This is a genomic window from Candidatus Latescibacterota bacterium (assembly GCA_020633725.1).
GTDB lineage: Bacteria > Krumholzibacteriota > Krumholzibacteriia > JACNKJ01 > JACNKJ01 > VGXI01.
Map to the genome: position 1 here is coordinate 239,632 of JACKDC010000001.1, position 19,701 is coordinate 259,332.

Sequence of the window (19,701 nt, forward strand, 5' to 3'; positions counted from 1 at the left end):
AGCGTCAGTTGCGCGTTCGCAGCGGTGCGGAACAGGATTGCGGGATATCGGATTCCTGGCCGCGTTTTTTGTTGACAGACCTGGGGTCGGGGGATACCTTGCGTCCGGTTTTCACAGAGTAGGGGCCAGTGGCACGCGGAGTCGGGGCATCCCGACCTCACACGCCATCACTTCGTCGGCTCCAGGCGCGTGATGAAACGGGAGGCGCCAAGACACACTGCGAAGGAATTCTGTTTTCGTTCCGGCTGAGAGACCTACTGGATATCAGCTGCCAAACCCCATCAGGAGGTTGCTCGTGTCTCGCATGAATCGTGTTCTCTTCACCGCCGGTGTTCTGCTGATGCTCGTCAGCAGCGCGGCCATGGCCTTCGAGGGTTTCCCCAATCCGGTGCGTAGCTACACGCTGACCGGCGGCGACGCCTTCAACGCCAACTTCATCTCCGACAGCAACGACGCCTACACCTGGTTCGGTCGCATCTACCGCAACGCGGATCACGTGCGCGTGACCTGGTGGCCCTCCAGCACTGCCCAGGGCCTCGGCCTGATCAAGAGCGAGGAGAGCTACGGCGCCTACATGCTGCATCTGCAGGAGGGCTCCTTCTACGACAAGCAGCTGTCCGGCGAGTACAACCACTTCACGCTGGGCTACGGCTACGCCTTCGAGAACTTCGATCTGGGCGTGGTCTACAACCGTCAGGGCACCAGCCAGGAAGTCGGCGGCACCAAGATGAGTGAGACCTACAACGCCTTCGGCGCCGGTATCACTTACGACATGGACGACGAGACTCAGATCGACGCCACCTTCGCCTTCGTGACCGGCAAGACCGACGACGGCGTGGATGGCAACGACGATCCCGAGAGCACCGGCATGAACTTCGGCGCCCGCGCCTTCAAGGCCTGGCGCGAGGATCTGACGATCGTTCCCGTGTTCGTCTTCAACACCTGGAAGGACAAGCTGGGCGACGCCGAGGACAAGACCACGATGTTCGGCGCCGGCCTCGGCTTCGACTACACGATCAACGAGGACAACGACCTCTACGTGTTCGCCAGCTTCCAGAACAGCAAGGAGACCCTGGACGACGGCACCGACACCGCGGAGTACAAGATGACGGCCCTGCCCGGCATCGGCGCGGCGGTCGAGCACGAGTTCACGGACATGTTCACGGTGCGCATGGGCGCCACCAAGAACTGGGAGAAGTACGAGGAGCCCGGCACGCCCGACGGCACCGACACGTACCACAGCTATCCCTGGATGTTCACGATGGGCATGGGCATCGCCATGGGCGACTGGGTCATCGACCTGGAGCTGAACCAGACCTGGCTGTACAGCGCCGGCTACTGGTTCCATGGCTACGACAGCCCGCAGAGCCCCATCGCGCAGATCGAGGCCAAGCTCTGGTTCTAGTCTGACTGGAACCTGGCTCGGCGACGAGCAGCGATCACTCGCGAGACCCCGTCCTCCCCTGCGGAGGGCGGGGTTTTTTCGCGCCCCGTTCCGCCCCGTGCGCGCTTCTTGCCAACTCCGGGAGTGGCCGCGCCCTTTCGCGGCCCGCCGGGGAACGATCGGGAAGGACAGACCGCGCGTGTACTTCTTCTTCTACTATCCGCTCGGGGTGCAGCGGCGCCCGGCGGGCCCCGCCTGGGCAACCTGGTCCCTCACGGGGATCATGCTGACCGTCTTCCTCTACTTCCACACCCACCCGATGGCCGCGCTGCTGAACTGGGAGTGGTGGGTCTACTTCCCGCAGGCCAGCCTGCGGCCGGGGCTCTTCCTCTCGGTCTTCAATCACGTGGGCTGGATGCACATCGCCGGCAACCTGATCTACCTGTGGACCTTCGGCCCGAGCCTCGAGCGGGAGCTGGGCGGCGCGCGCTACCTGCTGCTCTTCGTCTTCCTCGGCGTGATGTCGAACCTGGCCCAGGGCCTCGTGTCCAGCACCCTGCTCACCGCGGGCGCCGGGCTCGGCGTCGTGGGCGCGTCGGGTGCGATCTCTGGCCTGCTGGGGCTCTTCGTCCTGCGCTTTCCCTACGCGCGCATCCGCACCGCCTGGGTGCTCTTCAGCCCGCTCTACGGCCAGGTGAAGAGCGGCGTGGTGGCGATCCCCTCGCTGCTGGCCGTGGGCAGCTGGGTGGCGCTGCAGCTCGTCCACGTGGGGGCCAAGGCTCTGGGCGGGGCGGACGGCACGGCCTATGGCGCCCACCTGGGCGGGCTGGTCACGGGCCTGCTGCTGGGCTGGGCGCTGAAGCTGCCGCGCGAGGGGCGCCAGTTCGGGCTGCGCCACGCGGCCGAGCGCCGTCTGGAGCGCGGGGACTGGATGGGGGCCTACGAGGCCATCCAGCCGCTGCTCGAGGCCGACGATCCCGAGGACCTCTGCCTCGGCGCCCGCTGCGCCCGGCTGCTGGGCTTCGGGACGGTGGGCCGCGGCCTCTATCACCGCGCCGTGCGGGGGGCCCTGGCCCAGGACGACGAGGTCGGCGCCGCCACGGTCTACGCGGAGGCGCTGGGGGGCTACCCGGACCTGGCCTTCCCCGAGCCCCAGCTCTACCGGCTGGCGCTGGGCCTGGACCGCCTGGGACGTCCCCGGGCCGCCCTCCGGGCCATGGAGATCTTCCGCGCGCTCTACGGCGACTCCGAACGCATGCCCCTGGTGCTACTGCGCGCCGCCCGCCTGGAGGAGGGGGTGGATCCGGACCGCGCCCGGGCCCTCTACGACGAGCAGCTCCGCCGCTGGCCGCAGTCGCCCTACGGGGGCCTGGCCCGGCGGGCGCTGGAGACGCTGGAGAACGTCTGATGGGGTGAACGGCACGCCGCTTGAACCCGCGTGAGCGGCGCGCCGGCCTCGCCTCCCCGGGGACCGACGCAAACCCGGGGAAATGCGAAACTTGTTGATAACGCATGGATTCGCGGGTAGATTGGCGCCGGTTGACAGCGGGGCGGCCCCGCTGCCAACGGAGTGGACGTGAGCGGCCGAGGCGCGCGCGACGAGCGCTGGCGTCATGCCTTGCTGAACGAGGCGCCGCCGGGCCACTCGCCTCAGCGTTTGCTGGCGGCGCTGCTGTCGCCCGGGGGCGTGGAACGTCCCGAGCGCCTGAGCGGCCGCGTGCTGCGCCACTTCGGCGGCCTGCGCGGGCTGGCGGCGGCCTCGCCCTCGGAGCTCCTCGCCTGCGGGGAACTCGGACCCGGCGGCGCCGCGCGGCTGACGGCCTGTTTCGCGCTGGGGCGCCAGGCGGCGCGGGTGGTGCTGGGGAAGCGTCCGGCCATCCACGCGCCGGAGGACGTGGCCGCCCTCCTGGCGACGGACATGGCCGGGCTGCGCCAGGAGCAGTTCCGGGTGCTGCTGCTCGACAGCAAGCACCGCGTGGAGCGAGAGGTGCTGGTGGCCATGGGCGGGCTGAACGCCGCCGTGGTGCACCCGCGCGAGGTGCTGAGGCCGGCCATCCTCAGCGCCGCAGCGGCCATGGTGATGGTGCACAACCATCCGTCGGGCGACCCCGAGCCGAGTGAAGAGGACCTGCGCCTCACCGCCCGGTTCCATGACGCCTGCCGCCTGATGGGGATCGAGCTGCTCGATCACGTCATCCTCGGCGGCGCCGAGCACGTGAGCCTCAGGGAGCGAGGGCTGATGCCCTAGCCGGAGAGGGGATGGAGCCTTGTTCGCACAGATCGCCCGCTACTTCACGAACGACATCGCCATCGATTTGGGCACGGCCAACACGCTGGTCTTCGTGAAGGGCGAGGGCATCATCATCAACGAGCCCAGCGTGGTGGCGGTGAACGCGCACACCCGCAAGGTCTACGCCGTGGGCGCCGAGGCCAAGCTCATGCTGGGGCGCACCCACCAGGACATCGAGGCGATCCGGCCGCTCAAGGACGGCGTGATCGCCGACTTCGCCATCACCGAGGTCATGCTGCGCGCGTTCATCCAGAAGGCCAAGAAGAAGCGCAGCTTCATCCGGCCGCGGATCATCATCTGCGTGCCCAGCGGCATCACCGAGGTGGAGAAGCGCGCGGTGCGCGACTCGGCCGAGCACGCCGGCGCGCGCGAGGTCTACCTGGTCAGCGAGCCCATTGCAGCTGCCATCGGCGTTGGCCTGCCAGTCGACAAGCCCACGGGCAACATGATCGTGGACATCGGCGGCGGCACCAGCGAGATCGCCGTCATCGCGCTGAACGGCATCGTGGCCGACACGTCGATCCGCGTGGCGGGCGACGAGATGGACGAGGCCATCGTCAACTACGTCAAGCGCAAGTACAACCTCATGATCGGTCAGCAGACCGCCGAGTCGATCAAGAAGCAGATCGGCAGCGCCCATCCCTCGGTCAAGAACATGACCATGGAGGTCAAGGGCCTGCACCTGGTGGACGGCCTGCCCAAGACCCTGCGCATCTCGTCGGAGGAGGTGCGCGAGGCGCTGGAGGAGCCGCTGAGCGAGATCGTCGAGGCGCTGAAGCGCAGCCTCGAGCAGACGCCGCCGGAGCTGGCCGCGGACATCGTGGACCGCGGCATCGTGCTCACCGGCGGCGGCAGCCTGCTCAAGGGCATCGACGTTCGCCTCAAGGACGAGACCGCCCTGCCCATCAACCTCGTGGAAGATCCCCTCTCCTGCGTCGTGCTGGGCACGGGCAAGATCCTCGACAACATCGAGGAGTACGAGCAGGTGATCATGCGAGGAAGCGACAGCTGAGATGGCTCTCCCCGCCTTCCTGCAGCGGCACCGCGACCGCGCGGTGCTACTGGCCTGCGTCCTGGCCTCCATCACCCTGATGCGCCTGCCCGACGACCTGCGCATGACGCTCGCCCGCGGCCTCGGCACCGTGGTCTACGCGCCGGCCGACGGCGCGATCTGGCTGGGCGGCCACCTGCGGCGGCTGCACGGCGAGAACGAGGCCCTGCGCGAGCGGCTCATGACCCTGGCCGACGAGTGGCGCCGGGGCGAGGAGTATCGCAAGGAGGCGATCCGCCTCAGGCGCCTGCTGGAGTTCCGCGACCGTGAGAGCTATCGCTTCCTGCCCGCGGAGCTCCTGAGCTACCCGCTCGACTTCCGCGAGCGCAACCTGCTGCGCATCGACCGCGGGCGGCGCGACGGCCTCGAGGAGGGCATGCCGGTGGTGAGCCCGGCCGGTCTCATCGGCGCGGTCTTCGCCGTGCACGAGCGCACGGCCGAGGTGCAGCTCCTGGCCAGCAAGGACTTCGCCGTGAGCTGCCGCGACCGCCGCAGCCGCGTGCTGGGCGTGCTCAAGTGGGACTCGCGCCGGGGCTTTCACATCGATCGCGTGGATCTGGGCGAGGACGTGCAGGTGGACGACATCTTCATGACCAGCGGCCTGGGCAGCCGCTTCCCCGAGGGCTTCCTGCTGGGCCGCGTGACGGCCGTGGACGCTCCGCCCGGCGCCCTGCGCCAGGAGATCGCGCTGGAACCCGCGGTGCCGCTGCCGCGTCTGGAGGACGTGTTCGTCGTCACGGCGGTCAGTCCCCACGCGCCCGGCTTCCCGCTGCCCGCCGAGGCGCCGGACTCCAGCGCGCAGCGGGGCGGCGGCGGCGAAGGCGGCGGGCCATGAGCGAGAACCGCTGGCAGTTCTTCATCCTGCTGCTGGCCGCGCTCTTCCACCCCATCGTGGAGCGCTGGCTCCGGCCCTGGGGGCTCAGCGTGGACTACCCCTTCCTGGTGGTCTTCTGGATCGCGCTCAGGCGGGGACGCACGCCCGGCGCCTTCTACGGCTTCTTCATCGGCCTGCTGCGCGACCTCGGCAACTTCTCCATGCTCGGCGCGAGCGCGCTGGCCTACGCGCTGGTCGGCTACGCCGTGGGCGACCTGCGCGAGAAGGTGGACCGCGACAACCTCGGCACCCGGCTGGTGCTGCTGGCGGCGGCCGTGCTCGCCACGCAGGCCGTGATCCTGCTGCCGCGCAGCGGCTGGTCGGTGGGCAGCGCGCTCTGGGCCTGGGCCCGCTACGCGCTGGCGGGGGCGCCGCTGAACGCCCTCGTCTACGCCTTCGTGCTCCTGGTGGTGCATCTCATCCGGGAGGGAACCCGTCTCCTCAATGAACCGGCACAGCGGTCCTAGCGAGGGTTCCGATCAGGGACGCGCCCGGCGCATCATGCTGCTGTCGGGCCTGCTCCTGTTCGTGCTCGTCGCGCGGCTCTTCCAGATACAGGTGATCTCGTCGGGGGGCTATCTCCGCCTCTCGCGGGACAACCAGTTCCGGCAGATTCGCGTCGCGGCCCCGCGGGGGCTCATCCTCGACCGCAACGGGAGCGTGCTGGCCAAGAACGTCGCCGCCTGCGAAGCCAGCGTGTCGGCGCGCAGCCTCGAGCAGCGTCCGGAGACGCTGCCGCGCCTCGCCGCCATGCTGGGACGGGACGCCGACGCCCTGCAGGCGGTGGTGGACCGCGGCCTCGAGGACGCCCGGCCCCGGATCGTGCTGGACCGCGACCTGGACAAGCCCTCGATCCTCGTGCTCGAGGAGCAGCTGCCCACCCTGCCCGGCCTCGTGCTGCGCGACTGGGCCCGGCGGCGCTACCCGCGCGGGGACCTGATGGCCCACGTGCTCGGCTACGTGGGCGAGGTGCGCGAGGAGGAGCTCGAGCCCGGCTCCGCGGATCCGCGCGCCTACCGGCCCGGCGATCTGGTGGGGCGCGCGGGCGTCGAGAAGACCTACGAGCCCTTCCTGCGCGGCGCGGAGGGCAAGACCATGATCCTCGTCAACGCGCGCGGCGCCGAGCTGGAGACCGTGCAGTCCCTGGCGCCGGAACCGGGCAGCAACGTCGTGCTCACCCTCGACCTCGCGCTCAGCGCCGAGCTCGACAGCGCCCTCGCCTTCTGGGGCGCGGGGGCCGGCGTGGTGATGGACGTCCACACCGGCGAGATCCTGGCGGCGGCGAGCCGCCCGTCCTTCGACCCGAATCTGCTGGTGGGGGGCATCCCCGCGCCGCTCTGGCAACGCCTCAGCGAGGATCCCGGCAAGCCCCTCTTCAACCGCATCTCGCAGGCCACCTACGCGCCGGGCAGCACCTTCAAGCCCATCGTGGCGCTGGAGGGCCTCGAACGCGGCGTGGTGAACCGCGACAGCCGCTTCCGGCCCTGCACCGGGGGCCTGCGCCTCGGGCGCCGCACCTTCCACTGCTGGGATCGCGGCGGCCACGGCAGCGTCGGCGCGGTGGGGGCGATCAGCCAGAGCTGCGACGTCTACTTCTACCAGCTCGGCGAGGAGCTGGGCGTGGACCGGATGGCCGAGGAGTCGCGGCGCTTCGGACTCGGCGAGGCCACGGGCGTGGACCTGGACGGCGAAGCGCGCGGCCTCGTGCCCGACCGCGACTGGTACAACCGCCGCTTCGGCGAAGGCAAGTGGACCACCGGCAACGTCTGGAACGTCGCCATCGGCCAGGGCGAGGTGCTCGTCACGGTGCTGCAGATGGCCCGCCTCTACGCGGCGCTGGGCAACGGCGGCTTCCTGCCCGTTCCGCGCCTGCGCCATCACGTGGAGGACGCCGCGGGCAACACGGTCATCCCGTTCTCGCCGAGCCGGGGCGAGCGCATCCGCCTGGACACCCGCGCGCTGCGCGTGGTGCGCGAAGGCCTCGTGGACGTCTTCGCCGACGAGGACGGCACCGCCAACGGCAGCGCCATCGACGACTTCCCCATGGCCGGCAAGACGGGAACCGTGCAGAATCCCCACGGGGCCGAGCACGCCTGGTTCTGCGGCTACGCCCCCGCCGACGATCCCCAGATCGCCATCGCCCTGCTGGTCGAGCACGGCGAGCACGGCAGCGACATCGCGCCCATCTTCCGCCAGCTGGTGGCGACCTGGTTCCATCTCGACGTGACGCCCCTGCGCCGGGGGCGCCGCAGCGCAGGCCAGGGAGGACGCGAGTGAAGCTCCAGATCGGCGTCATCGACCTGCGCACGCTGCTGCCCTGGCTGGCGATTCTCGTCTTCAGCCTGCTCATGCTCTACTCCGTCAGCTCGCCGCCGGGCGACTTCGACCTGGGCGACGAGCGCGCCGCCTACACGGTGAGCCGCATCTTCTTCGAGCGGCAGCTGCTCTGGGTGGCCCTGGGCGTGGTGACGATGCTCGTCAGCGCGGCCGTGCCCTTCCGCGTCTACAAGGACTACTTCGCCTGGCTGCTCTACGGCGGCGGACTGCTGGTGCTCGTCGCGCTGCTGGCGCTGCCGCCCCTGCGCGGGGACACGCACCGCTGGCTGGTGCTGGGGCCGGTGAGCCTGCAGCCCTCGGAGTTCTTCAAGGCGGCGCTCATCATCATGCTGGCCTCGTTCCTGGCCGGACGCCGCGGCGATCCCGACCGGCTCTCGCAGCTCCTGCTCACGCTGGCGCTGGTGCTGCCGCCCACGCTGCTCGTGCTGCGTCAGCCCGACCTGGGCACGGCGCTCACCTTCATCTGGCTGATGTTTCCCATGCTGCTCTGGCGGGGGCTGTCGCTGCGCCGGCTCATCATCATGACGGCGCCGCTGCTCAGCGGCGCGATCGTCCTCTACGGGGAGACGCGCGCGCACGAGGGACTCGGCGCCGCGCACCTGGTCTGGGCCCTGCTCATGCTGGGGCTCTTCCTGCTCATGCTCTTCTCGCCGCGGGTGCCGCTGGTGGAGCGCATCGGGTTCATGGTGGCCAGCATCGGCGTGGGCCTCGTCGTGCCGCGCATCTGGGCGGGGCTGCTGCCCTACCAGCAGAAGCGGATCCTCGTCTTCTTCGACCCGGAGCTGGATCCGCTGGGCGCGGGCTATCAGATCTTCCAGTCGAAGGTCGCCATCGGCTCGGGCGGACTGCTGGGGCGCGGTTTCCTGCAGGGGACGCAGAAGGGCCTGGCCTTCCTGCCGGCGCGGCACACGGACTTCATCTTCTCGGTGGTGGGGGAGGAGTTCGGCTTCGTGGGCGCGCTGGTGCTGCTCGGGCTCTACGGCTTGCTCATCCTGCGCGGCTTCCAGGTGGCGGGGCGCGCGCGACATCCCTTCGCGCAGCTGCTGGCGGTGGGGATCAGCTCCTACCTGCTCTTCCACGTGTTCGTGAACATCGCCATGACCACCGGCCTCGCGCCGGTGACGGGCCTCCCCCTGCCCGGCATGAGCTTCGGCGGCAGCGTGCTCGTGGCCACGAGCTTCCTGCTGGGGCTGCAGATGAACATCGCCCGGAACTGGGGCCGCTACTAGGTCGCAAGGAGGACCGCGTGCATCCCGATCTCTTCCGCCTCGGTCCCTTCACGCTGCACGCCTACGGCACCATGCTCGCGCTCAGCTTCCTCGCCGGCGTGCTGCTGGCCCGCGCGCGCGCGCCGAAGCGCGGCGTGGCCGAGCGGGACGTCATGGATCTCTTCCAGCTCCTCGTGCTCAGCGCCATCGTCGGCGCGCGGATCCTCTTCGTCGTCTTCCACCTGGACGCCTACGCGGGCCGCTGGTGGCACATGGCCGCCATCTGGGAGGGCGGGCTCACGCTCTACGGCGGCATCCTGCTCTGCTTCGTGAGCGCCTGGCTCTTCCTGCGCCACCGCAAGGTGCCCTTCCTGCGCATGGCGGACGTCATGGCCCCGAGCCTTGGCCTCGGCATCATGCTCACGCGCATCGGCTGCTTCCTGAACGGCTGCTGCTACGGCCTGCCGACGCACTCGCCGCTGGGCGTCTGCTTCCCGCCCCACAGCGAGGCCGAGCGCACGGCCGCCTCCCTCGCGACGGGGCACGGCTTCGCCGGCGACTGCATCCCGATCCATCCGGCGCAGCTCTACTCGTCGCTGGGCGGTCTGGTGATCCTGGTGACGCTCCTCGCGCTGGATCGGCGGCGGCCCTACGAGGGCTTCACCTTCGCGAACTTCCTGCTGCTCTACGCCGTGCACCGCTTCACCGTCGATCAGTTCCGCTACTACGAGGACGCGATGACCGTCTGGTCCCTCAGCGTGAACCAGTGGCTGAGCATCGGCTTCCTGGTGGCGGGCATCCTGCTGCACTGGCGCCTGCGCCGGGGCCGCGGGCGCGTGCTGGACGTCGCCTGATGCTCCGGCTCGCGGTGCTCGGCGATCCGGTGGCGCACTCGCTGTCGCCCCGCTTTCAGCAGGCGGCGCTGGACGCGGCGGGCCTCGACGGACGCTACGAGGCCATCCGCTGCCCGGCCGACGCGCTGGAGGCGCGCCTCGCCGCGCTCGCCGCCGCCGGCTATCGCGGGCTGAACCTCACGCTGCCGCTGAAGGAGCGCGCGTGGGCTCTGCTCGCGCCGCGCGCCGCTGCGATCGGCGACGCCGCGGCCCGGCTCGCCGCGGTGAACACCCTGCGCCTGGAGCCGGACGGCCGCTGGCGGCTGGACAACACCGACCTCGAGGGCTGCCGCGCCGCCGCCGAGTCGCTGCTGGGCGCGCCGCTGACGGGTCGCCGCGTCCTGGTCCTCGGCGCGGGGGGCGCGGGCCGCGCCGCGGTGGCCGCCTGTCTCGATGGCGGCTGCGACGCGGTGCTCCTCTGGAATCGCAGCCCCGAGCGCGCGCGCGCGCTGCAGCGGGCGCTGGCCCCGGACGACGCGCGCCTCGCCGTCCACGCGCTCGTCGACGGCCGCTGCCCCGGCGGCGTCGATCTCGTCATCCAGGCCACGCGCCTGGGACTCGCGGCGGACGATCCCCTGCCGCCACTGCCCGCGGCGGGCGAACTCCCCGCGGCGCTCGACCTCGTCACGCAGTCGACGGCCTGGCAGCGGGCCTGCGCGGCGGCGGGTTCGCGGGCGGCGGACGGCCGCGAGATGCTGCTCGCCCAGGGGGCGGCGTCGTTCCGCCTCTGGACCGGCCGCGACGCACCCCTCGCCGCCATGCGGACCGCGCTCTTCGGCGCTCCCTGACCTCCCACGCTTCGACACCGGAGTCGCCATGCGCCTCGGCGAACTGCTCGCCGCGTGCCTGCCGAGTCTCTGTCACGCCTGCGGAGAACCCGTGGAGCGCTGGGGGGGACTGCGCTTCGCCACGCTCTGCGCGCGCTGCGACGACGCGCTGCTGCGCGGCGACGCGACCCTCGCGCTGGAGCCGGGCCTCACCCTGCTCGCGCCCTTCGCGCCGGGGCCCACGGTGCAGGCGCTCGTGAAAGGGCTCAAGTACGGCGGCCGCGACGGTGCGCTGCCGCTCCTGGCCGACGCCCTCGCCGCGCGCCTTCGCCGTGCGGCGCCGCCCCGGCCCTGGTGGCTGCAGCCGGTGCCGCTGCCGCTGCCGCGCCGTCTGCGCCGCGGCTTCAACCAGAGCGCGCTGCTGGCCGCGGCGGTGGCGTCGCGCTGCGGCGCCGCGGATCCGCTTGCGCTCCTGCGGCGGAGGGCGCTGTCCGGGCGGCAGGCGGGACGGGGCCGCGAGGAACGCCTCGCGCGGGCCGCGGGGGAGTACTTCGCGCGGGGTGCGCCGCCCGCGGAGGGCACGCTGATCCTCGTGGACGACCTCTGCACCACCGGCGCGACCCTCCGCGCCTGCCGTGCGGCGCTCGACCCATCGCTGGAACGCCATGTGCTAGCGCTGGTTCTGGCGCGGATCCCGCCGCCGGGGTCTCCCTTGACAGGTTGAATCTGCCCTGAGTACCTTGTGGAACCCGCGACGCCGCTTGGCATGCGACTGAGCGGGTTAGCGCTAGGATCCTGCACCGGGGCCGCAGCACTCCCCTCCCACAGGGGGTGGAAGGCCGGGGTCCCACAGCGAAGGAAAGCGTCCCCATGTTGTCGAAACTGTCCGTCCGCGATCTGGACGTCTCCGGCAAGAAGGTCTTCGTACGGGTGGACTACAACGTCCCCCTGAACGACCGGCAGGAAATCACCGACGACACCCGGATCCGCGCCTCGCTGGACACGCTGAAGCTCCTCATCGAGCGCGGCGCGACCCTGATCCTGGGCAGCCATCTCGGCCGTCCTGACGGCAACCCCGCCTACGAGTACAGCCTCTCGCCAGTGGCCGATCGCCTGGCGGAGCTGGTGGACGTCCCCGTGCGCTTCGCCCGGGACTGCGTGGGCCGCGAGGTGGGCGAGACCGTGGCGCAGATGCGCGAGGGGAGCGTCCTGCTGCTGGAGAACCTGCGCTTCCACCGCGGCGAGGAGGCCAACGATCCCGACTTCGCCGCCGAGCTGGCGAGCCTGGCCGAGCTCTACGTCAACGACGCCTTCGGCACGGCGCACCGCGCCCACGCGTCCACCGAGGGCATGACGCGGCACTTCGAGTTCAGGGCCGCGGGCCTGCTGATGGAGCGCGAACTGAACTTCCTCGGCCAGCTGCTCTCCGATCCCGAACGGCCCGCCTCGGCGCTGCTGGGCGGGGCGAAGCTGAGCGGCAAGATCCCCGTCATCCGCAACCTGATGGAGCACCTCGACACGCTCATGATCGGCGGCGGCATGGCCTTCACCTTCTTCAAGGCTCTGGGCCTCAGCGTGGGCAAGAGCCTCGTGGACGAGGCCATGCTCGAGACGGCGCTCAAGACTATCCGCAGCGCCAAGGAAGCCAACCGCGAGATCCTGCTGCCGGTGGACGTGGTGGTGGCCAAGGAGCGCAGCGACGACGCGGAGACGCAGACCGTCCTGCCCACGGACATCCCCGAGGGCTGGATGGGCCTCGACGTCGGGCCCAAGACCGTGGACCTCTACACGCAGGTGATCCAGGCGTCGAAGTCGATCTTCTGGAACGGCCCCATGGGCGTCTTCGAGGTGGCCAAGTTCTCGCGCGGCACGCTCAGCCTGGCCAAGGCCATGGCCGACGCCACCAGCCACGGCGCCACCACGGTGGTGGGCGGCGGCGATTCGGTGGCGGCCATCACGCAGCTCAAGCTGGCCAAGCGCTTCACCCACGTGTCCACCGGCGGCGGCGCGAGCCTCGAGTTCATGGAGGGCAAGTCCCTGCCCGGCGTCGAGGCCCTGAGCGACGCCAAGGAAGCCGTGGTATGAGCGCCAGGCGCCCTCTGATCGCGGGCAACTGGAAGATGAACCTCGCTCCCGCCGACGCGGCGGCGCTGGCCCGCGGCGTGGCGGCGGGGCTGGCCGGCCGGCGCGTCGAGGCCGACGTGGTCGTCGCCCCGACGGCGCTCGCCCTGACCGCGGTGGTGGAAGCGCTGGGAGATGCGGCGGTGGGCGTCGCCGGACAGAACCTGCACGCCAAGCCGTCGGGCGCCTTCACGGGCGAGATCAGCGGGCCGATGCTGCGCGCCGCCGGCGCCGGCTGGGTGATCCTGGGGCACTCCGAACGTCGTCAGTACTTCGGCGAGACCGACGCCGGCGTTGCCACCAAGGCCGCGGCGGCCCTGGTCGCCGGGCTCTTGCCCATCGTCTGCGTGGGGGAGACGCTCGAGGAGCGCGAGGCGGGCCGCACCCTCGACGTGGTCCTGGGTCAGGTGGACGGCTCGCTGGACGGCCTGTCGCCCGACGCGCTGGCGCTGGTGACGCTGGCCTACGAGCCCGTCTGGGCCATCGGCACCGGCCGCGTGGCCACGGAGGCCCAGGCCCAGGAAGTCCACGCGGCCATGCGCGCCCACCTCGTCCGGCGTCACGGCGAGGCCCTGGCCGCCCGCCTGCGGATCCTCTACGGCGGCAGCGTGAACCCCGGCAACGTGGCCGGACTGCTGGCCCAGGCCGACGTGGACGGCGCCCTGGTGGGCGGCGCCAGCCTGGAGGCCGGGAGCTTCCTCGCGCTGATTCCGCCGTTCACGGCCGCTTGACAGGCCCCAAACAAAGTGATAACTTGCGCTTTCCTTTGCTCGACGCCGTGAGGTTGTGGCCATGTATGCCGTCCTGCTGACGCTCTTCATCCTGGTTTGCCTGGTCCTGATGGTGGTGGTCCTGCTCCAGTCCAGCAAGGGCGGGGGTCTGGCCGGCGCCTTCGGGGGCGGCGGCAGCGACAGTTCCGTCCTGGGCGGGCGCAGCGCGGCCACCTTCCTCGGCAAGCTGACCGTGTGGTTGGCCGTCTCCTTCATGGCCCTGGCCCTGATCCTGGCGGTGCTGTCCTCGCGCACGCGCCAGACGGCGAGCCCCGACGGCGGGATCATCTCCCGGCGTCAGCAGTCCGGCGCGCTGGACGTCTACAACGTTCAGAACGACGGCTCGATCCTCAACCAGATCGAGACCGAGGGCTTCGAGGGCGCGGCCACGGAGATGTCCGGCGACAGCACTGGAGCCGCCCAGCCGGGCGCGGGCACGTCCGCACCGGCCCCGGCGGGGAATTGACGCACGAGCCCGGGTGGTGGAATTGGTAGACACGCTGTCTTGAGGGGGCAGTGGACGAAAGTTCGTGCGAGTTCGAGTCTCGCCCCGGGCACCCGAACCTCCCGGCACGCCACAGCGGCCGCGGAGGTTTCGTCTTTTTGGGGAGGTCCTCAGCCCCGCGGCCAGGCCTGCCGGGCCAGCATGCGGCCATCCTCCAGGGCGTGCAGCGCGATGCGCAGCGCCCGCTCGTCCACCATCATCAAGCCATAGCTCGCCGGGCTGCCGCCCCGGGGATTCCGCACGGCGCCGGGACAGCAGACCCAGGCGCGCCCGATGCGCTCCAGCCGCGGCTGGTGGATGTGCCCGTGCAGGTAGAGGCCGACGGGCGACAGGGCCAGCTCGCCGGCGTCCCAGGGCTCGTGGCGAAGCAAGAGTGGCAGGCCGGCCAGGGTGAGCCGCCGCCGCGCCGGCAGCTCCGGGTGGCCGGGCGCGTCGACGTTGCCGGCCACGGCCTGCACCGGCGCGATGGCCGCGAGGTCCGCCAGCAGGCCCACGGGACCCAGGTCGCCGAGGTGGAGGATGAGATCCACGCCGTCCAGCCGTTCGAAGACGACGGGGGGCAGCTGGCCGTGGCTGTCGGAGATCAAGGCGACGATCATGCGGGACCCGCAGGGCTGAGGGGAGGCTGGCATTGGGATCCGCAGATGCTATATTGGCGACGGATCCGGATCAACGAGGAAGGTGACCATGAGCCCCGACGAGAGCCCCCAGGACGACCCCCGCTTCGCCGAACTCGAGGCGCGTCTGCACGCCCTGCTGCGCGAGAAGTACCACGAGCACTGGCGCCAGAAGGACGGCAAGCCGCTGGACGAGGCCGCCGCCCGCCGCCTCCAGGAGATCCAGACCCGGCTGCGCGAGGCCTTCGACGAGATCCGTCTCATCGACCGGAAATACAAGATCCCGCCGCTCAAGATGCACGAGTAGATCCGCGTCAGCGGCGCTTACGACGACGCCTCCGTCCCTTCCCGGGCCGGAGGCGTTTCGCGTTCAGGGCGTCGAGGGCCGCTAGCCCAGGCGCCAGGTGTAGCCGATGCTCGAGCTGAAGATCCAGTGGCTCTTGTTCGTGTCGAAGTACTGGTCGGCGTCGATGCGATGCAGCTGGAACGGCGAGTAGGACGCGCGGAAGTCCACGTTGATGCCGAAGTAGCGGTGCACGAAGAAGATCCCGCCCAGGCCCATGTTCACCGACCAGAACGTGTCGTTGGGCATGTAGAAGCTGATGTCGCGCGGCGCGCTGGGCTCGTTCTGCTCGTTCTCATCGTAGTCGGTGGGGATGAACAGCTTGCCGTCCATCTTGTAGGTGACGGCGCCGCCGCCCGCCGCGCCGTAGAGATTGATCGTGTTGTTGCGCGCCCGGAAGTAGACGTAGTCCAGGTTCAGCCCGAAGCGCAGCACGTGGTAGGTGGGGTAGTCGCCCTTGACCCAGTTCAGCAGGTCCGGGGCGTCGCCGGGGTTGGTGACGCCGGAGTAGCGCGTGAAGGTGGCCTCGGAGAGGTTCTGCCCGTTGTAGTTGATGACCAGGTCCACCGGCGTGTACTTGAAGTAGCCTTCCAGGCCCCAGCTGGGCCGGATCGCCGTGCGGAGGCGGGCGCCGATGTCCAGGTTGCCCACGAAGCCGAGCCGGATCGCGTTCCGGTTCTGCAGCTCCGAGTCGAAGGGGATCTGCGGGTCGCGGAAGTCCACGTCGTAGAGATCCTGCAGGCGGAAGCCCCAGTCCAGGCCCTGGACCGGGAACTGGTACTCCTTGAACTCGGCGAAGTCGAAGTACTGGGTGGTCCCCAGCAGATCCAGCGTCAGCTGGTGGCTCCCCATCAGGATGGCCTGAGCAGTGCCGGGCAGCAGGCCGGCGAGGAGCGTCGCGGTCAGGGCTAGAGCCAGGGCGGGCCGCTTGAGCATGGCTTCCGCTATCCTCCGTAGTTCTGGGGCGCTGGGGCTGGGGAGTCCCCCGAAAGCTAAGGGATCGGGGCGCCGGTGTCAATTCTGGAGGACGCGGGGGGCCCGCCCTTCCGGGTGAATTTCCCGGGCCCCGGGACTATATTCACCCCAGCGGGAGGTGAGCCATGACCCGGCGCGACGACCTGGAACTCGTGAAGCTCTGCACCGTGGAGAACCCCGTGGAGGCGCAGGTCCTGGAGGGCCTGCTGGCCGACGCGGGCATCCCGAGCCAGCTCATCACCTGGCACTCGACGCCCTACGACGGCATCTTCGAGAGCCAGCGCGGCCACGCCGAGATGCGCGTGCGGGCCGTGGATCTGGACGCGGCGCAGGAGGTGCTGGAGGACTTCAGGGCGAGCGCCGAGGCCGAGCCGCCGGCCGACCAGGACTGACGCCACCGGAGGTGACCATGTTCTTCTGGGACCCCACGTTCCTCTTGATCATCCCCGCCCTCGTCTTCGCCCTGTGGGCGCAGAATCGCGTCAAGAGCGCCTACAGGCGCTACCTGCAGGTGCCGAGCCGGGGCGGGCTGAGCGGCCGCGACGTGGCCGAGCGCATCCTGGCCAGCCAGGGTTTGCAGGGCGTCGAGGTGCGCGCCACGCGCGGCCAGCTCGACGACCACTACGATCCCCGGAACCGCAGCGTCAACCTGAGCCCGGCCGTCTACCAGGGCACGAGCCTCGCGTCGCTGGCCATCGCGGCCCACGAGTCGGGGCACGCCATGCAGCACGCGAAGCAGTGGCTGCCGCTCAACCTGCGCAGCGCCATCGCGCCCACCGTGGGCTTCGCGAGCACGCTGGCCTTCCCGCTCTTCTTCGTGGGCTTCATCTTCAGCAGCTTCCGGATCCTGATGGACGTGGGCATCGTCTTCTTCATCGGCGCGGTGCTCTTTCACATGATCACGCTGCCGGTGGAGTTCGACGCCAGCCGCCGCGCCATGGTGATGCTCCGCGAGGGGCGCTACCTGCAGGCCGACGAGGCCGAGGGCGCGAAGAAGGTCCTCGACGCCGCCGCGCTCACCTACGTGGCCGCCGCGGCGATGGCCGTGCTGCAGCTGCTGCGCCTGCTCATCCTGCGGGGAGCGCGCGACTGATGCTCGTCTTCCTCACCGTGGCGCCCGCGGGGACGGGCGAGAGCATGAGCGAGATCGTGGCCGAGGTGCTGGATCTCATCGACCGCAGCGGCCTCGCCTACAAGACCGGTCCCATGGGCACCACCATCGAGGGCGACTGGGATCCGGTGATGGACCTCGTCAAGCGCTGCCACTTCCTCGTGCGCGAGCGCGCGGCGCGGGTGTCCACCTTCATCAAGATCGACGACCGCGTGGGGGCCACGGGCCGCCTGGAGGGCAAGACCGACGCCCTCGAGGCCCGTCTCGGCCGCAAGCTGAAGCGCTAGCGGCGTGGCGGGACGCGAACCCATCACCGTGGTCGCCGGCGTGCTCTGGCGCGCGGGGCGGCTGCTGGTCACACGGCGCGCGGACGACGATCCCCTGGGCCCGGTCTGGGAGTTTCCCGGCGGCAAGGTGGAGCCCGGCGAGACGCCTGCGCGCGCGCTGGCGCGGGAGCTGCGCGAGGAGCTGGGCGTGGACGTCGAGGTGGGGGAGGAGCTGGAGCGAATCCGCCACGACTACGATCACGTGAGCATCACGCTGATCGTGCTGCGCTGCCCGCGCTTCGCGGGCGAGCCCGAGGGACGGGAGGGTCAAGCGCTCGCCTGGCTGCGGCCGGACGAACTCGCCGACTACCGTTTCCCCGCCGCCGACGCGCAGCTGCTCGCACGCCTGCCGGCGCTGGCGGCGCGGTGGGCGGCCGAGGGCGGCGTCTAGAGCCGCTCCAGCTCGCCGGCGGCGCGCGCGGCGCCGCCCGGACGGCCGAGCTGCTCGAGCATCTCCAGGTAGCGCTTGAGCGGGCTGCCCTCCAGGTGGAAGGGCTCGAACCAGAGCGTGCGCAGCCAGATGGGGTCCAGCCGATCGGCGATCAGGGCCTCGTAGAGACGTCCCCCGAGGCTGCGGCCCACCGCGCGCGTGAGCGCCAGGTGCAGACGCGGCTCCAGGTTGAAGAAGCGACCGGCGAAGCCGTCGATGTCGCCGGTGGACTGGAACTGCTCCTCGGCCTCCAGATAGGCGAGCAGCAGCTCGGCGCGGCCGCGCCAGTCGCCGGCGGGGCCGTCCTCGCGGAGATAGCGGAGGAGCGCGGGGCGGTCCTGGCTCTTGCGCAGCGGGTTCATCACCTTCGAGCCGAGGAACATGAGCGCGTGACGGATGACGCGCAGGTAGAAGTCGTCCACCAGCGTGCGGGGGCGCAGCGACAGGCGGCTGCAGCGGCTGTGCAGCACGCGGGCGGCCAGCTCGCTGAGATGGTTCTCGCCGGGGTCGCCGATCACGGCCAGATCGCGCTCGCGGAGGTAGCAGTCCTCGCCCACGCGCAGGGAGTTGAGCACGAGGGCCAGCTCCTCGTCGCGCCAGCCGGCGGCGCGGGCGATGCGGCGGGCGAAGTCCGTCTCGCCCACCCAGAAGACGCGCGGCGGCGACTGCTCCAGCAGCGGGACGCGCAGGAACTGCGCGATGCGGTGCAGCGCCACGTCGACTTCGCGGCTGAGGTCCTCGCTGTACTCGTCGGGGTCGGGCAGCGCCCAGTCCTCGCGCTCGCCGGCGTGGAAGCTGAGCCAGTGCAGGTAGCTCTGCAGCTTCACCAGCGGCGTCGCGCTCTGGATGCAGACGTCGCCGCCGGCCAGGTCGAGGATCTCGGGCGCGCGGCCGTCGTCGGCGAGGCTCTGCCAGAAGAGCGCCTCGCGGTTCTGGAAGACGCGCCTCAGCCGCGGCGCCGGCAGCTTCGCCTTCGCGAAGGCGCGCGCGACTTCCGCCGGCAGGTGGCTGGCGGCCAGGTGGTAGTCGCCGAACAGGATGAACAGCGGCCGCCCGGGCTCGCGCTTGCGCGCCTCGGCGAGCAGGCGGGCGGCGCGGCGGTCGCGCTCGACCAGCGCGCGCTCGGCGCGCCGGGGGCGGTGGTTCAGGGCGACGACCGGTAGCTGGTGATAGCGCGCGAAGTCGAGCAGGATCTGCACGGGCTTCCAGGGGAAGTCCCAGACGCGCTCCTGCTCGATGCGCGCGGTGAACGCCGCGCGGTTGAGCCGGCCGGCGAGGAAGTCGTCCAGCAGCGGCTGGCGGTCGGCGGGGAGCATCTCGAGCGCCAGGGTCGGCGCGACGCCCCGCCGGCTCAGCCGCCGCAGCAGGCGCAGGGCCGTGCGCTGGGACTGGGCGAGGCTGTGGTAGTCGCCCACGAGGACGAGATCCGCCTCGCCCAGTCGGCGGTCGAGCTCGCTGGGGCTGAGGCTCCCGCCGTCCCAGGCGGGGTACTCCCGCTCGTAGCGGGCGCGGTAGTCGTCGATGTAGGACGGCGGGGGCTCGAGCAGGGCGTCCAGGCGCGCCTGCAGGGCTGCCTGCATCTCGCGCTGCAGCTGCCGCCAGCGCGGAAACTGCCCTCGCGCGGCGCGATCTGCCTTCTGCTTGCCCATGCTGCCTCCTGGCCGGCCTCCGCGGACGCCCGTCGGGCGGGATCTGCAAG

The 19,701-nt window shown here is 70.9% G+C and carries 22 protein-coding genes and 1 tRNA gene; 20 read left to right on the plus strand and 3 right to left on the minus strand.

Annotation, left to right across the window (positions count from 1 at the left end):
* Positions 1–304 precede the first annotated feature (304 nt).
* The 15 genes from H6693_00995 (at position 305) to H6693_01065 (ending at position 14,252) form a co-directional block, all read left to right on the plus strand.
* Positions 305–1,405, plus strand: coding sequence for a hypothetical protein (locus H6693_00995; protein MCB9514755.1), 1,101 nt, complete (start codon positions 305–307; stop codon positions 1,403–1,405).
* Positions 1,406–1,583: 178 nt separating this feature from the next.
* Positions 1,584–2,792, plus strand: coding sequence for a rhomboid family intramembrane serine protease (locus H6693_01000; GenBank protein MCB9514756.1), 1,209 nt, complete (start codon positions 1,584–1,586; stop codon positions 2,790–2,792).
* A 168-nt stretch (positions 2,793–2,960) separates the two neighbouring features.
* A complete protein-coding gene (gene radC, locus H6693_01005; protein MCB9514757.1) occupies positions 2,961–3,632 on the plus strand; it encodes a DNA repair protein RadC in 672 nt (223 codons plus the stop codon).
* 19 nt (positions 3,633–3,651) lie between these two features.
* Entirely contained in the window at positions 3,652–4,686 is a 1,035-nt protein-coding gene (locus tag H6693_01010) for a rod shape-determining protein (GenBank protein MCB9514758.1), read from the plus strand.
* Position 4,687: 1 nt separating this feature from the next.
* A complete protein-coding gene (gene mreC / locus H6693_01015) occupies positions 4,688–5,560 on the plus strand; it encodes a rod shape-determining protein MreC (protein MCB9514759.1) in 873 nt (290 codons plus the stop codon).
* Positions 5,557–6,066 carry a rod shape-determining protein MreD gene (gene mreD, locus H6693_01020; protein ID MCB9514760.1) on the plus strand — a complete coding sequence of 170 codons (510 nt, stop codon included), beginning with the start codon at positions 5,557–5,559 and terminating at the stop codon, positions 6,064–6,066. Before mreC ends, mreD begins: the two co-directional genes overlap by 4 nt.
* A 34-nt stretch (positions 6,067–6,100) precedes the next feature.
* Entirely contained in the window at positions 6,101–7,876 is a 1,776-nt protein-coding gene (gene mrdA / locus H6693_01025) for a penicillin-binding protein 2 (protein MCB9514761.1), read from the plus strand.
* Entirely contained in the window at positions 7,873–9,165 is a 1,293-nt protein-coding gene (gene rodA / locus H6693_01030; protein ID MCB9514762.1) for a rod shape-determining protein RodA, read from the plus strand. Before mrdA ends, rodA begins: the two co-directional genes overlap by 4 nt.
* Positions 9,166–9,182: 17 nt before the next feature.
* Entirely contained in the window at positions 9,183–9,998 is an 816-nt protein-coding gene (gene lgt / locus H6693_01035) for a prolipoprotein diacylglyceryl transferase (GenBank protein MCB9514763.1), read from the plus strand.
* Positions 9,998–10,825: a shikimate dehydrogenase gene (gene aroE / locus H6693_01040; GenBank protein ID MCB9514764.1), complete on the plus strand. Its 828-nt coding sequence runs from the start codon at positions 9,998–10,000 to the stop codon at positions 10,823–10,825. Before lgt ends, aroE begins: the two co-directional genes overlap by 1 nt.
* Positions 10,826–10,853: 28 nt before the next feature.
* Complete coding sequence (locus tag H6693_01045) at positions 10,854–11,528, plus strand: hypothetical protein (GenBank protein MCB9514765.1); 675 nt, start codon at positions 10,854–10,856, stop codon at positions 11,526–11,528.
* 149 nt (positions 11,529–11,677) lie between these two features.
* Complete coding sequence (locus tag H6693_01050; protein ID MCB9514766.1) at positions 11,678–12,889, plus strand: phosphoglycerate kinase; 1,212 nt, start codon at positions 11,678–11,680, stop codon at positions 12,887–12,889.
* Positions 12,886–13,656, plus strand: coding sequence for a triose-phosphate isomerase (locus H6693_01055; GenBank protein MCB9514767.1), 771 nt, complete (start codon positions 12,886–12,888; stop codon positions 13,654–13,656). Before H6693_01050 ends, H6693_01055 begins: the two co-directional genes overlap by 4 nt.
* 61 nt (positions 13,657–13,717) lie before the next feature.
* Entirely contained in the window at positions 13,718–14,161 is a 444-nt protein-coding gene (secG, locus tag H6693_01060; GenBank protein MCB9514768.1) for a preprotein translocase subunit SecG, read from the plus strand.
* A 7-nt stretch (positions 14,162–14,168) separates the two neighbouring features.
* Positions 14,169–14,252 (plus strand) — tRNA-Leu (locus H6693_01065).
* A 58-nt stretch (positions 14,253–14,310) separates the two neighbouring features.
* On the opposite strand, the gene H6693_01070 is transcribed toward H6693_01065, so the two are convergent.
* Positions 14,311–14,799 (minus strand): metallophosphoesterase family protein, encoded by a 489-nt coding sequence (locus tag H6693_01070; protein MCB9514769.1) that lies wholly within the window; start codon positions 14,797–14,799, stop codon positions 14,311–14,313.
* A gap of 88 nt (positions 14,800–14,887) precedes the next feature.
* Here H6693_01070 and H6693_01075 point away from each other — a divergent pair, with 88 nt between their 5' ends.
* Positions 14,888–15,124, plus strand: a complete 237-nt coding sequence (locus tag H6693_01075; protein MCB9514770.1) for a hypothetical protein — start codon at positions 14,888–14,890, stop codon at positions 15,122–15,124.
* Positions 15,125–15,205: 81 nt separating this feature from the next.
* Here H6693_01075 and H6693_01080 read toward each other — a convergent pair whose 3' ends face one another.
* Positions 15,206–16,096 carry a hypothetical protein gene (locus H6693_01080; GenBank protein MCB9514771.1) on the minus strand — a complete coding sequence of 297 codons (891 nt, stop codon included), beginning with the start codon at positions 16,094–16,096 and terminating at the stop codon, positions 15,206–15,208.
* 164 nt (positions 16,097–16,260) lie between these two features.
* Between H6693_01080 and H6693_01085 the strand changes: the two genes are divergently transcribed.
* Genes H6693_01085 through mutT form a run of 4 tightly spaced genes read left to right on the plus strand, consistent with a single transcriptional unit; the run spans position 16,261 to position 17,963 of the window.
* Positions 16,261–16,527: a DUF2007 domain-containing protein gene (locus H6693_01085; protein MCB9514772.1), complete on the plus strand. Its 267-nt coding sequence runs from the start codon at positions 16,261–16,263 to the stop codon at positions 16,525–16,527.
* 17 nt (positions 16,528–16,544) lie between these two features.
* A complete protein-coding gene (locus tag H6693_01090) occupies positions 16,545–17,228 on the plus strand; it encodes a zinc metallopeptidase (protein ID MCB9514773.1) in 684 nt (227 codons plus the stop codon).
* Positions 17,228–17,533 carry an MTH1187 family thiamine-binding protein gene (locus H6693_01095; protein ID MCB9514774.1) on the plus strand — a complete coding sequence of 102 codons (306 nt, stop codon included), beginning with the start codon at positions 17,228–17,230 and terminating at the stop codon, positions 17,531–17,533. The genes H6693_01090 and H6693_01095 overlap by 1 nt, the downstream gene beginning before the upstream one ends.
* Before the next feature lie 4 nt (positions 17,534–17,537).
* Positions 17,538–17,963: an 8-oxo-dGTP diphosphatase MutT gene (gene mutT, locus H6693_01100; protein MCB9514775.1), complete on the plus strand. Its 426-nt coding sequence runs from the start codon at positions 17,538–17,540 to the stop codon at positions 17,961–17,963.
* Here the strand turns inward: mutT and H6693_01105 are convergent.
* Entirely contained in the window at positions 17,960–19,651 is a 1,692-nt protein-coding gene (locus tag H6693_01105) for a ChaN family lipoprotein (GenBank protein MCB9514776.1), read from the minus strand. The two genes, mutT and H6693_01105, sit on opposite strands and share 4 nt — an antisense overlap.
* Between the last annotated feature and the right edge of the window lie 50 nt (positions 19,652–19,701).